This window comes from Arthrobacter jinronghuae (genome assembly GCF_025244825.1).
Classification (GTDB): domain Bacteria; phylum Actinomycetota; class Actinomycetes; order Actinomycetales; family Micrococcaceae; genus Arthrobacter_B; species Arthrobacter_B jinronghuae.
Genome location: NZ_CP104263.1, coordinates 1,285,137 through 1,297,788, shown reverse-complemented (window position 1 = coordinate 1,297,788; position 12,652 = coordinate 1,285,137). Strand labels below are relative to the sequence as shown.

The window sequence follows — 12,652 nt, the reverse complement described above, 5'->3', positions numbered from 1 at the left end:
AGGACCTACTTCGCGTCCGAGTCGACCGGAGCATCGGATTCGAGGTCTTCGTCGAAGTCCTCTTCGTCCTTGCGGTACGGATCGGCGTCGCCTGCGTAGCTGGCGCCTTCCTTGAGCGCGGCCAGTTCGGCGTCGCGCTTCTTGGCGGCCCGGATCAGTTCCTCGAGGTGGCCGGCGTTGACCGGGATCTCGTCGGCAACGAATTCGAGCGTCGGCGTCAGCCGGACAGTGATGTTCTTGCCCACCTCGGCGCGCAGGATTCCGCGTGCGGATTCCAGGGCTGCCTTGGTGTCTGCCTGCTGTTCTTCGTCGCCGAAGACCGTGTAGTACAAAGTGGCGTGCTGCAGATCATTGGTGACCCGTGCATCGGTGATGGTCACGAATCCCAGCCGGGGATCCTTGATCCGCCGCTCGAGCGCCTGGGCAACTACTACCTTGATACGGTCAGCGAGTTTCGCAGCGCGTGCTGGATCTGCCATTACCTCTCCTTACTAAGACTGGAAAACAAGTACCCGCAGGCCGCCGGGAGACCCGGCGGCCTGCGGCCACGGATTAGACGCGCGGCTTCTCGCGCATCTCGAAGGTCTCGATGATGTCGCCTTCGCGCAGGTCGTTGAACGAGCCCAGGCCGATACCACATTCGAAGTCCGTCCGGACCTCGGTGGCGTCGTCCTTGAACCGCTTGAGCGAGTCCACGGTGAGGTTCTCACCGATGATCTTGCCGTCGCGGGTGACCCGGGCCTTGGCGTTGCGCCGGATAACACCGGAGCGGACGATCGAGCCGGCAATGTTTCCGAACTTGGAGGAACGGAAGACTTCGCGGACCTCGGCGGTGCCGAGCTGGACTTCCTCGTACTCGGGCTTGAGCATGCCCTTGAGTGCGAGCTCAATGTCATCGATTGCTGCGTAGATGACGGAGTAGAAGCGCATGTCCACGCCTTCACGCTCTGCCAGGTCGGCAACGCGCTCGGCCGGCTTGACGTTGAAGCCGATGATGACGGCGTTGTCCACCGTCGCCAGGTTGACGTCGTTCTGCGTGATGGCACCGACGCCGCGGTGGATGACGCGCAACTGCACGCCTTCGCCGACGTCGATCTTGAGCAGCGAGTCTTCCAGGGCTTCGACGGCACCGGAAACGTCACCCTTGAGGATGAGGTTAAGGGTGTCGACCTTGCCGTCAGCAACGGCCTGGTCGAAGTCCTCGAGGCTAATGCGCTTGCGGCGCTTGGCCAGGGCGGCGTTGCGGTCCGCAGCCTCACGCTTTTCAGCGATCTGGCGGGCGGTGCGCTCGTCGTCGGTAACGAAGAACGTGTCGCCGGCGCGGGGAACGTTGGACAGGCCGAGCACCTGGACCGGACGCGAGGGTCCGGCTTCGGTGACGTTGTCGCCGTTCTCGTCGAACATGGCACGGACACGGCCGTGGGCCGTACCCGCCACGATGGTGTCGCCGACCTTCAGCGTTCCGGACTGGACCAGGACAGTTGCTACTGCACCGCGGCCCTTGTCCAGGTTGGCTTCGATCGCGATACCGCGGGCGTCCTTGTTCGGGTTGGCGCGCATGTCCAGGGCAGCATCTGCGGTAAGCAGAACGGCCTCGAGCAGGGCGTCGATGTTGAGGTTCTGGCGGGCAGAGACCTCCACGAACATGGTGTCGCCACCGTATTCTTCGGGAACCAGTCCGTATTCGGTCAGCTGGCCGCGGACCTTCTCCGGGTTGGCGCCTTCCTTATCGATCTTGTTCACTGCGACCACGATCGGCACATCGGCAGCCTGCGCGTGGTTGAGTGCTTCAACCGTCTGCGGCATAACGCCGTCGTCGGCTGCGACAACCAGGACGGCAATGTCGGTGACCTTGGCACCACGGGCACGCATGGCGGTGAACGCCTCGTGGCCCGGAGTATCGATGAAGGTGATGGGACGCGTTGCGCCTTCATGGTCAAACTGAATCTGGTAGGCACCGATGTGCTGCGTGATGCCGCCGTGTTCGCCTTCCACAACGTTCGAGTTGCGGATGGCGTCCAGCAGGCGGGTCTTACCGTGGTCAACGTGACCCATGATGGTGACTACCGGAGGACGTGCCTCAAGCTCTTCGTCGCCTTCGGCTTCGAGTTCTGCCTCGAAGTCGATGTCGAACGTGCTCAGCAGCTCGCGCTCTTCGTCTTCGGGCGAGACAACCTGGATCTTGTAGCCCAGCTCGCTGCCCAGGACGCCGAACGTCTCTTCGTCCAGGGACTGCGTGGCCGTTGCCATTTCACCAAGGTGGAACAGTACGGTCACCAGTGCTGCCGGGTTTGCCTCGATCTTGTCAGCGAAGTCCGTGATGGACGCGCCGCGGCGCAGCCGGACAACAGTGTTGCCGTCGCCGCGGGGTACCGAAACGCCGCCCAGCGACGGAGCTGACATCTGCTCCAGTTCCTGCCGCTTCGCCCGCTTCGACTTGCGCTGCTTGCCGCGTCCTGCGCCGCCCTTGCCGAAAGCACCGGCAGTGCCGCCGCGTCCGCGGCCGCCCTTACCGAAGCCGCCGCCGACAGGTGCGCCGCCGCCGCCGGTACCCGGGGCTCCGCCCGGTCCGCGGCGCGGTCCTGCTGCACCCGGACGTCCCGGAGCTGCCGGACGCTCGGTGCGGTTAGGCATCATTCCCGGTGTGGGGCGTGCGCCGCCGGCGCCTGCTCCTGCCGGACGGGGAGTACCCGGACGCGGTGCGCCGGGACGGGGAGCACCGGGACGCGGTGCACCCGGACGCGGTGCGCCGGGACGGGGTCCACCTGCACCGGCTGCGGGACGGGGGCCTGCGGCACCCGGCGTACCGGAGCGTTCGGCCTCATCGCGGCGTCCACCCGGACGCGGCATACCCTGCGAGGTAGCGAAGGGGTTGTTGCCCGGACGCGGTGCGCCGGCACCCCGTTCGCCGTCGCCGCGGCCACGCGGACGCGGCATGCCCTGGGAAGGTGCAAACGGGTTGTTACCGGGGCGGGGTCCGCCAGCGCCCGGACGCGGTGCGCCGGGACGGGGAGCCGAAGAGGCGGGCGCCTTGGCGGCGTCGTCCTTACCGGTTTCGGGTGCAGCAGGTTCCGCGGCCGGAGCCGGTGCTGCGGCGGGTGCATCAGCTGCGGGTGCAGCTGATGCAGCCGGGGCTGCCGGTGCCGGAGCGGCCTCAGCGGGAGCTGCCGGTGCCGGAGCGGCGGGCTGCTCTGCTGCGGGAGCTGCCGGGGCAGGCTTCGCGGAGCCGGGCTTGGGGGACGGGGCCGAAGGCTTGGACGCAGAGGCGTCAGCCTTGGCGGGGGCTGCCGGGGAAGCAGCAGCCTTGTTTTCAGACGCCGGGAAGGCGCCTCGAAGTTTCTTGACTACCGGGGCCTCAATAGTTGATGAGGCGGAACGGACGAATTCGCCCAGTTCCTGCAGTTTTGCAACTGCATCCTTCGAGGTAATGCCGAGCTCTTTAGCAAGCTCGTGTACGCGGACCTTGGCCACATTTCTCCTGTCTCGGTCCGCACCGAGCCAGGTACGAACCGTCTATTTACTGCGGGCTTCCACTGCAGTTGCAGCGGGGCCCATCACAGAGCACAACAAAGTACTCATCGCTGGGTACTCATCGGGTTTCCATCAGATTTCTGACCCGCTTTCAGGTTGGACGGTTTTGAGTCCGTTCCCGGTCGGAACGTCCTCAAGGGCCTTGAACCAACGTTCAACGTCCGATATTCCCACGGAGCCCCTAAAGGCCCGCGGAAAGCCTGAACGTTTCACTGCCAATCTCAGGCATGCCGTGTCGGGGTGCAACCAGGCACCCCTTCCAGGCATTCGGTGGTCCTCATCGACACGGACGGCGTTGCCGCCTTCCATGCTGACACGGACCAACCGCAGCAGAACAGCTTGGTCATCCTTTTTCCTGCACCCTATGCACGTCCGCAAGGGGACGTGCCTGGATACCCGATTTCCCGCGGCAGCGCCGGAAGCGGCTGCCGATGATTGGGACGCGGAGGGTGACCCGGCCTTATACATTCTAGCGCCTTTCTTGTCCGGCGCTGCATCCGCTTCCGGCACCGGAGCCTAGGAGGCCTTCGCGTCGGAAACGATATCGATCCGCCAGCCGGTCAGCTTGGCCGCGAGGCGGGCATTCTGGCCTTCCTTGCCGATCGCCAGGGACAGCTGGTAGTCGGGGACCACCACGCGTGCAGAGCGCATGTCTTCGTCCGTAATGGTCACGGAGTTAACGCGCGACGGCGAGAGGGAGTTGGCGATGAACGTCGCCGGGTCCTCGCTGAAGTCGACAATGTCGATCTTCTCGTCATGCAGTTCGTTCATGACCGCACGTACGCGGGAACCCATCTCGCCGATGCAGGCACCCTTGGCATTGATGCCGGGAACATTGGCCTTGACGGCAATCTTGGAACGGTGTCCGGCTTCCCGGGCCAGTGCCACGATTTCGACGCTTCCGTCGGCAATTTCCGGAACTTCCAGTTCGAAAAGCTTGCGGACCAGGCCGGGGTGAGAGCGGGAGAGCGTGATGGACGGACCCTTGAATCCGCGGCGCACATCCACAACGAAAGCGCGCAGGCGGGAACCGTGGAGGTACTTCTCCCCCGGAACCTGCTCGGGCGGGGGCAGCAGCGCCTCCACCGAACCCAGGTTCACCTGGATCATGTGCGGGTTGTTGCCCTGCTGGATCTGGCCGGAGACCAGTTCCCCTTCACGGCCCTTGAACTCGCCCAGGATGTTGTCATCCTCGACGTCGCGCAGCCGCTGCAGGATGATCTGCCGGGCGGTGCTGGCGGCGATCCGGCCGAAGCCGGCGGGGGTGTCGTCGAACTCCCCCACCGCGGTTCCGTCGTCGTCGAGCTCAGCGGCCCAGATCGTTACGTGACCGGTCTTCCGGTCCAGTTCCGCCCGCGCCTGCTCCTGCGCACCGTTGGTCTTGTGGTAGGCAACCAGCAGAGCCTGCTCAATGGTCGGCACCAGCAGATCCAGGGGGATCTCCCGTTCGCGTTCCAGCAGCCTCAGCGCACTCATATCTATTTCCATCTAGGCCTCCTCAGCTGTGGTTTCATCATCCGGGGCGTCCTCGCCTGCCGGGTCGTCTTCAAGGTGGGCGAATTCAACTTCAACGCGCCCCTTGCGGATGTCGGCGAATGCCAGGCGGACCGGGTCCCCCTGTTTGGCCTTCATCCCTTTCTTAACCGGGAGTTCCGGTATCAACGTAATGCCGTCGTCTTCGACGGAGATGAGCCGTCCCATCACGTCGTCCCCGCGCTCAACGGAAACGGACACCATCCGGCCTACGTTGCGGCGCCAGTGGCGCGGCTCGGTGAGGGGACGGGAAACCCCCGGGGATGAAACCTCGAGGTTGTAGGGACGTCCGTCATCGCCCGGATCGTTGTCCATGGCTTCGGAAATTACTTGAGCTGCGGACGAAATCCTGTCGAGGCTGACGCCTCCGGGCTGGTCCTCGGGAAGGTCCACGATGACGTGGACAGTGCGGTGGGCACCGGCCAGTTTGATCTCGATGTCCTCGAGGAACAGATCCTGCATCTCTACCGTGGGGGCCAGGTAATTCTTGAGCCGCTGCGTCTCCGCGGCTACTTCTGCACGCATCGCATTCCTGCGGTAATCCGACGACGTGTCTTTTTTGGGGTTGGGCCGAACCGCCATAGCTGCCTCCCACTAGATGTTGTTGTAGTCCTAGACTACCGACATTCCTGTGCCCTTGAGGCATCGATGCAGATGAGAGCGCGTTCGTGACATCATCGACTGTTGTGGATGCGCCCTTGGAAAACCCCGGACCCGAGCCCGAGCCTGCCCGCCGGTTCCGCCGTTTGGGTGCCGGCGCGCGGCGTCTTGTGTTGTTCCTCGCACTGGGAGCCGTGGTGCTCAGCTTCGGCCTGGTGGCCGGCACCGGGGACGCACCTGAGCGCGCCCGTTCCTTTTCGGAGATTGCCCTGACCGAGGCACGGAACAGTGCGCGGAGCCTTTCCGCCGAGGCGGGCGTGCTGGCCGCTGCAGGAAAGAACCCCGGAGCAGCCGAGCTCCTCGCCCAGGCCGAGGGACTGCGCGATCAGGCTGCCCTGCTGACCGGCACCGGGCGGGAACCGGCCGCGGCCCGGAACGGCTTCGAGGAACCGCTGGATGTTTCCGGCACTGCCGGAAAGGACGGGGCACGGTCCGCCGGAGCCCCCGAAGTGCCGGATGCCAAGGACCTCGAACCCTATGTGCAGGCACTGGCGGCGTCGGCACAGGCCAATCTGCAGTCCGCATGGCGGGCGGACGCCGGCACGGCACGCCTGCTGGCTGCGACCGGGGCCGCGCAGCAGGTCTGGGCCGCCCGCACCGCCGGCCTTTACGGACTGGACCTGCCGGAGACTGACAGCGCGCACCCCGGAGATCCGGCTGCCGAAAGCGAAGCGACCGGCGTGCCGGCAACGGATAAGGGGTTGTCCAACTGTCCGGATGCCGGCACCGGAGAAGTGACCGCGGACTCGGCGGCGGGAACTCCCTCCGGCAGCGCGGCAGCCGGTTCCGCGGCCCCCAGTGCAGCCGCTGCCCTGAAGGCTGCCGTTGACGCGGAATTCGGGGCCGCCTACGCCTATGAGGTCGCTTTGGCTCAGGACCCCTCCGCAGCCACCCGCAGTGAGCAGTGGCAGACGCGCATGGCCGCGCACGAGTCCCGCGGCACGGACGCTGTGGCCTACCTGCCCGATTTGTGCCTGCCGGCGGTTGCTCCGGTGGCCGCCTACCGCCTGGATCCGGGTTTCCTGCGGAATCCGGCCGATGCCCTGCCCGCACTGGAACAGCAGTTCCCGGCGGTCTACGCTGACCTCGTGGCGTTGAGCGAAGGAGACCTCCGCGGCTGGGCGATCGGCCGGCTCGCCGCCGTCTCAGAGGAACTGTATCTGCAGGCGGAAATGGTCCCCGCTGCTCCCGGTCTGGACGCCGTCCCGGAGGATCTGCCGTGGAACTGATTGCCCGGCGCACAGTCCCCCGTTCCGGCGGCCGCCGTCCCCGCCGCAACCGTAGCCGCAACCGCCTAGGAGAACTGCATGGCACCCGCCGTCGTCGTACCTGAGGCCCTGCGCCGACGCTACCTTGGCAGCAGGGACGGCCGTACCTGGCTGGCGGGCCTGCCCGAACTGGTGGAGACCAGCCTTGCTGCTTTCCGGTTCACTCCGGATCCACCCGGTGCCGCACCCTGGCACGGGCACGGAGCGCTGGTGCTTCCCGTGCGTTCTGCCGATGGCAGCCCCGCCGTGCTGAAGTTCCCGTTTCCCCATCCGGAGGCAGCCACCGAGACTGCTGCCCTGGCCCTGTGGGACGGCAAAGGGGCCGTACGGCTGCTGGACCGGGACGCGGCCGGGACCTGCCTGGTCCTGGAACGCCTGGACCCCGACCGCACGCTGCTGTCCGTGGACATGGACGCTGCCGTACGGATCTGGGGTTCCCTGGTACGCCGGCTGAGCCTGCCGGAATCCGATTCACCCCACTGGGCGGCCGTGCCTTCCCTCGCCGAGCACGCCGAGCAGCTTTCCGACGAGCTGCCCGCCGAGTGGGACGCCCTGGGGCGTCCGTTTGAACGCTGGCTGCTGGAGGCCGCGCTGGAGGTCTGCCAGACCCGCGGCGCGGTGGGACGGCGGTCCGGCCGGGACGTCCTGGTGCACGCTGACCTGCACTATGCCAACATCCTGGCCCGCCCCGGACAACCCGAGGACTACGCGGCCATCGACCCGCAGGCGGTGTTCGGAGAGGCCGAGTACGCCGTGGCTCCGATGCTGTGGAACCGCCTGCATGACCTGGCTGCCTCGGCGCCGGAGGACGCACTGCTGGCACGGCTGGACGGGCTGTGCACCGCTGCCGGCCTGGACCGGAATGCGGCCCTGGACTGGAGCGTCCTGCGTGAGGTGACCAACGCGCTCGACTACGTGCGAGACGGGCAGCACGGCGACGCGCAGCGATCCGTGTGGGTGGCATCGGCACTGACCGGCCGGCGGCATCCGGGCATTCCGCCGGTGCAGGAGCTGCCCGCGGCCTAGCCGCGGATGTTCTCCACCCAGACGTCGTGGCCAAGGTTGACGATCAGGGCGGCAACGACCACCAGGAAAACTATCCGGACGAACTTGCTGCCCTGCTTTACCGCCATCCGCGCACCGAGATAGCCGCCGATCATGTTGGCGAAGCCGAGCACCAGTCCCAGCCCCCACAACACCGATCCGTTCGGCAGGAAAAACGCCAGCGCTCCGAGGTTGGTGGCCATGTTCACGATCTTGGCCTTGGCGCTGGCGGCGAGGAAGTTGTACCCGAGCAGGGCGACCATGGCAATGATCAGGAATGAGCCGGTCCCCGGGCCGATCAGCCCGTCGTAGAAGCCGACCACCAGTCCGATGCCGGCCGCGGTGCCGTAGTGCCGGCGGCCGGTGTGGCGCAGCTTCGTCAACTCGCCCACGGTGGGCTTGGTGGCGGTGAACACGGCCACCGCAACAAGGGCCACCACGATGATGGGCTTGAAGACCGACGACGGAAGCGAGGCCGCCAGGATGGCCCCGCCGAAGCTCCCGGCCAAGGCGATGCCCGCCATCGGCAGCGCCGTCCGAAGGTCCGGATGGGCGCGCCGGTAATAGGTCACGGCACTGGTGGTGGTGCCGAAAATGGAGCCCAACTTGTTGGTCGCCAAGGCCTGGACCGGGCTGATCCCCGGTACGAGGAGGAGCGCCGGAAGCTGGATCAGCCCGCCGCCGCCCACCACTGCATCCACCCAGCCGGCGGCCAGGCCTGCCACCACCACAAGCGCAATGGTGGCAAGCGTGACCTCCTCGAGACCGGAGACCACTGAGGTTAGAGCCCGGCTGCGCGGCGCACGTACTCCACCGCTTCGGCAACAGGCACGTTCTCGGCGTTGCCCGTGGCACGGTCCTTGATTTCCACGACGCCGTCCGCCAGCCCGCGGCCAACCACCAGGATGGTCGGGACGCCGATCAGTTCGGCGTCGCCGAACTTCACACCCGGGGACACCTTGGGGCGGTCGTCATAGATAACTTCCAGTCCCGCAGCCTCGAGCTCTTCGGAGAGCTGGGCGGCGGCGTCGAAAATCTCGGTGCCGCGGCCGGTGGCAACCACGTGGACGTCGGCCGGGGCCACGGCGCGGGGCCAGATGATCCCCTTGTCGTCGTGGTGTGATTCGGCGAGGGCGGCCACCGCACGGGTGACGCCGACGCCGTAGGAACCCATGGTCACGGTGGCGAGCTTGCCGTTGCGGTCCAGGACCTTCAGGCCCAGGGCGTCCGCATACTTGCGGCCGAGCTGGAAGATGTGGCCCATTTCGATGCCGCGGGCCGCTTCGAGCGGGCCCGAGCCGTCCGGAGCCTCGTCGCCTTCGCGCACCTCAACGGCCTCAATGGTGCCGTCCCAGGTGAAATCGCGGCCGGCGACCAGGCCGATGACGTGCTTGCCGGACTCGTTGGCGCCGGTGATCCAGCTGGTGCCGGTGACCACGCGGGGATCCACGAGGTACAGCAGGCCGGTGGCGGATTCAGTGCCCAGCACCGGCTCGGCCGTGCTGATTCCCGGACCGATGTAGCCCTTGACCAGGCCGGGGTGCTTTTTGAGGTCTTCGTCCGTGGCGGCGTCGACGGCCAGTTCGCCGCCCATTCCCACGTGGGAGCTGATGTTGGCTTCAATGCGCTTGAGGTCGACGGCGCGGTCGCCCGGAACGCCGACAACTACGATGCGGCGTTCACCGGTGGGCAGGGTGACGGCCAGGACCACGTTCTTCAGGGTGTCTGCAGCAGTCCATTCGCCTGCTTCCCTCGGGAAGCGGGCGTTGACGTCGTTCACGAGGGTTTCAATGGTGGGGGTGTCCGGAGTGTCCACCACGCGGGCTTCCGGCGCGCCGGTGTAGTCGATGTCCGCGGGAACCACGGTGGTGACGGCTTCGACGTTGGCAGCGTAGCCGCCGGCCGAGCGCACATAGGTGTCTTCACCCACGGCCATCGGGTGCAGGAACTCCTCGCTCTTGGACCCGCCCATGGCGCCGGAGACAGCCGAGACGACGACGATTTCCAAGCCCAGGCGCTCGAAGATCCGCAGGTAGGCCTCGCGGTGCGCCTGGTAGCTGGCGTCCAGACCCTCGTCATCCATGTCGAAGGAGTAGGAGTCCTTCATGATGAACTCGCGGCCGCGGAGCAGACCGGCGCGCGGCCGTGCCTCGTCGCGGTACTTGGTCTGGATCTGGAACAGGGACACCGGGAGGTCCTTGTAGGAGTTGTAGAGGTCCTTGACCAGGAGGGTGAACATCTCCTCGTGGGTCGGTGCCAGCAGGTAGTCCGCGCCCTTGCGGTCCTGCAGCCGGAACAGGTTCTCGCCGTATTCCGTCCAGCGGTTGGAGGTCTCGTACGGCTCGCGCGGCAGCAGCGCGGGGAAGTGCACTTCCTGGGCGCCGATGGCGGCCATTTCCTCACGGATGATGTTCTCGACCTTGCCCAGCACCCGCAGGCCCAGCGGCAGCCAGGAGTAGATGCCCGGCGCGGCCCGGCGGATGTAGCCGGCACGGACCAGGAGCCGGTGGCTGGCGACGTCGGCGTCGGCCGGGTCTTCGCGCAGGGTGCGCAGAAAAAGGGTGGAAAGTCGAAGGACCACGCTGGGAATCCGTTTCTGCAGCCAGTCGGCTGCATCTCTCAAGAATGTATGCCCTACTAATCTAACGCGCCCGGCTGTCGATGCCGGACAGGCGTACGACGGCGGCGGGGCCGGACCTGCAGTGCAGATCCGGCCCCGCCGGTATCGGGTGAGGCGGGGGTTACTGCTTTTCCAGCTCGGCGTACACCGCGTCGATGAGCTCCTCGGCCTCCGCTACGGAAGCCTCGGGATCGGCAGAATTTACGAACCGGGCTGCGATATTCGTGGTGCCGCTGGCGCCTGCAACCTGGGTGATGCCTTCCTCGACGGTTCCGTTGGATGTGATCGAGTGGAAGGCCTGGGTGGTATCCGCGTCTGTCGAAGCCTCGATGCCTTTATTGATCACCGTGGCCTGCCCTCCCGGACCTTCCATGGTGTACTGGGCGCATTCGCCCAGCAGCGAGTCGTTGTCCTCGACCTGCTTTTCCAGGACAGCGGGGTCGGAGTGGCTGACGACTGTCAGTGAATCCGTCTCGTTGAGCAGCAGGACTGCAATATAGGCGTTGTCCAGCACCTTGTTGATGTTCGTCGAGGCCAGCACGTCACAGGACGCCGGCGCTATGGTGATGCCCTCCAGGGGATCAACGGCGTTCATCATTTCCGGGCGCACCGTCTCATCATTGCCGAGCGGGCCGTCCAGATTCTTGTCCTTCATGACCGCAGCGAGTGCCTTTTCCAGCTCATCCGCCGTGTATTGCTTCTCCCCGACCGCCTGCGTGGTGGGCGTGGGCTTCGCTGATGCCGACTTGGTCTCAGCCGATCCGGAATCCGACGATCCCTCAGAGCTGCCGCAGCCCGAAAGTACAAAGACGCCGGCCACGAGCAGGGCGCCGGCCTTAATGCTTTTCTTCACTTTTCCCCCAATTTGGATGTTTCTCCGGCCGCAATCCGGCAGCAGTTCTTTGTTTTGCTGCCGACATTGGTGCCATGACTTCCGGATAGGAAGTCCACTGAGAATCCTAACCACGTGACACGGCTCACCCTAAATCGGCGCTAGCCCTCGACACGGTCCAATACCTCTTCGAGGATCGGAGTAACGTAACGAACGCTTTCCTGGGGGTCGGCCTCGTGGAGGGTGATCTGGACCGAGTTTGTGCCGGACCAGGCTGTCAGTACCACTGACGTCTGAGTGGTGCCGTTCGCGGTCTGACGGGTGACGTAGGCCTGTGATGCATCTCCGATCGCGGGCATGTCCACGGCTTCGGTAACCGAGGAAACCGTCTGCCCGTTGGCGGTCAGGCTGAACTCCGGGCAGGATTCGAGCTGACGCCTGCTTACCTCGATTTCCTCCGCGACGGGCGCTTCGCTGGCCCAGCTCAGGACGGAGATCGTGTCCGGCATGCCCGGGGCGTTGCCATCGATAGCCAAGGCACCCATGCTTGCCTCGCTGACAGCCTTCATGGGGTCGGTGCCCTCGGTCGGGTTGCAGGGTGTGTACTCGACGTCCTGCAGTGCATCCATACCCTGCGCAGTGGACTGCTTCAGCTGTGCTTCTTCCACCACGGTGCCGCCGATGTCCAGGTCCGTGTTCAGCTCGCTCAGGACGGCGGCCAATTCCTCGCCGCTGAGTGCTCCTGCACCGTTTCCGTCGGCCCGTTTGGACGCAGGGGAGGTGGCTGACGGGGACGCCTTCGCTGATTTGGCTGGCTTGGCGGGTTTCGAAGGCGACGGTGACGGCTTCTCGCTTGCGGTGGCGGCCGAGCCGTCGACCCGGACGGCAGGCTCATCGCCTCCTCCGCAGCCGGTCAGGACCAAGGCCAGTGCCAGACCGGCACCTGCGGCTCCTGCCCAGCGGGATCCGGTGTTCCGGACTGCGGCTCTCGTGGTCTTTGCGGTGAAAGCAACCATTTTCTTGATCCCCCAACATCGTCGTCGGCGGACAGGGTCCCTGCCCGCGCCTTCGCAACGGGACGGGTGGCAGACATGCTGCCAGGCGTATTGCACCTGCTCCCCCGTGCCTGAGTGCGTGCCCAGAGCCTACGGCATCCGGAACACC

Annotated in this window: 11 protein-coding genes; 2 read left to right on the top strand and 9 right to left on the bottom strand. The window is 66.0% G+C overall.

Annotation, left to right across the window (positions count from 1 at the left end; translation table 11 throughout):
- Positions 1–5: 5 nt before the first annotated feature.
- From rbfA to N2K98_RS06005, 5 genes are all read right to left on the bottom strand, one after another.
- A complete protein-coding gene (rbfA, locus tag N2K98_RS06025; protein ID WP_255798987.1) occupies positions 6–479 on the bottom strand; it encodes a 30S ribosome-binding factor RbfA in 474 nt (157 codons plus the stop codon).
- 73 nt (positions 480–552) lie between these two features.
- Positions 553–3,471, bottom strand: coding sequence for a translation initiation factor IF-2 (infB, locus tag N2K98_RS06020; RefSeq protein ID WP_255866446.1), 2,919 nt, complete (start codon positions 3,469–3,471; stop codon positions 553–555).
- Positions 3,472–3,603: 132 nt separating this feature from the next.
- Positions 3,604–3,999, bottom strand: a complete 396-nt coding sequence (locus tag N2K98_RS06015; protein WP_255799061.1) for a YlxR family protein — start codon at positions 3,997–3,999, stop codon at positions 3,604–3,606.
- A 48-nt stretch (positions 4,000–4,047) separates the two neighbouring features.
- On the bottom strand, positions 4,048–5,019 hold the full coding sequence (nusA, locus tag N2K98_RS06010; RefSeq protein WP_255798985.1) for a transcription termination factor NusA: 972 nt from the start codon (positions 5,017–5,019) through the stop codon (positions 4,048–4,050).
- A complete protein-coding gene (locus tag N2K98_RS06005; protein WP_370646495.1) occupies positions 5,020–5,646 on the bottom strand; it encodes a ribosome maturation factor RimP in 627 nt (208 codons plus the stop codon).
- Positions 5,647–5,732: 86 nt separating this feature from the next.
- Between N2K98_RS06005 and N2K98_RS06000 the strand changes: the two genes are divergently transcribed.
- Together N2K98_RS06000 and N2K98_RS05995 are read left to right on the top strand one after the other, a co-directional pair.
- Complete coding sequence (locus N2K98_RS06000; protein ID WP_255866447.1) at positions 5,733–6,953, top strand: DUF4439 domain-containing protein; 1,221 nt, start codon at positions 5,733–5,735, stop codon at positions 6,951–6,953.
- A 78-nt stretch (positions 6,954–7,031) separates the two neighbouring features.
- Complete coding sequence (locus N2K98_RS05995; protein WP_255798983.1) at positions 7,032–8,018, top strand: aminoglycoside phosphotransferase family protein; 987 nt, start codon at positions 7,032–7,034, stop codon at positions 8,016–8,018.
- On the opposite strand, the gene N2K98_RS05990 is transcribed toward N2K98_RS05995, so the two are convergent.
- The 4 genes from N2K98_RS05990 to N2K98_RS05975 form a co-directional block, all read right to left on the bottom strand.
- On the bottom strand, positions 8,015–8,812 hold the full coding sequence (locus N2K98_RS05990; RefSeq protein WP_255866448.1) for a sulfite exporter TauE/SafE family protein: 798 nt from the start codon (positions 8,810–8,812) through the stop codon (positions 8,015–8,017). The genes N2K98_RS05995 and N2K98_RS05990 overlap by 4 nt on opposite strands.
- 5 nt (positions 8,813–8,817) lie before the next feature.
- Positions 8,818–10,617 (bottom strand): proline--tRNA ligase, encoded by a 1,800-nt coding sequence (locus N2K98_RS05985; protein WP_255866469.1) that lies wholly within the window; start codon positions 10,615–10,617, stop codon positions 8,818–8,820.
- A gap of 160 nt (positions 10,618–10,777) precedes the next feature.
- Positions 10,778–11,509, bottom strand: coding sequence for a hypothetical protein (locus N2K98_RS05980; protein WP_255866449.1), 732 nt, complete (start codon positions 11,507–11,509; stop codon positions 10,778–10,780).
- Between the two features lie 140 nt (positions 11,510–11,649).
- On the bottom strand, positions 11,650–12,504 hold the full coding sequence (locus tag N2K98_RS05975) for a hypothetical protein (RefSeq protein WP_255866450.1): 855 nt from the start codon (positions 12,502–12,504) through the stop codon (positions 11,650–11,652).
- Between the last annotated feature and the right edge of the window lie 148 nt (positions 12,505–12,652).

Excerpts from the sequence above, each read along its gene's own strand:
- rbfA (WP_255798987.1), bottom strand. The coding sequence starts at position 479 with ATGGCAGATCCAGCACGCGCTGCGAAACTCGCTGACCGTATCAAGGTA.
- N2K98_RS06015 (WP_255799061.1), bottom strand. The coding sequence starts at position 3,999 with ATGTATAAGGCCGGGTCACCCTCCGCGTCCCAATCATCGGCAGCCGCT.
- nusA (WP_255798985.1), bottom strand. The coding sequence starts at position 5,019 with ATGGAAATAGATATGAGTGCGCTGAGGCTGCTGGAACGCGAACGGGAG.
- N2K98_RS06005 (WP_370646495.1), bottom strand. The coding sequence starts at position 5,646 with ATGGCGGTTCGGCCCAACCCCAAAAAAGACACGTCGTCGGATTACCGC.
- N2K98_RS05995 (WP_255798983.1), top strand. The coding sequence starts at position 7,032 with ATGGCACCCGCCGTCGTCGTACCTGAGGCCCTGCGCCGACGCTACCTT.
- N2K98_RS05975 (WP_255866450.1), bottom strand. The coding sequence starts at position 12,504 with ATGGTTGCTTTCACCGCAAAGACCACGAGAGCCGCAGTCCGGAACACC.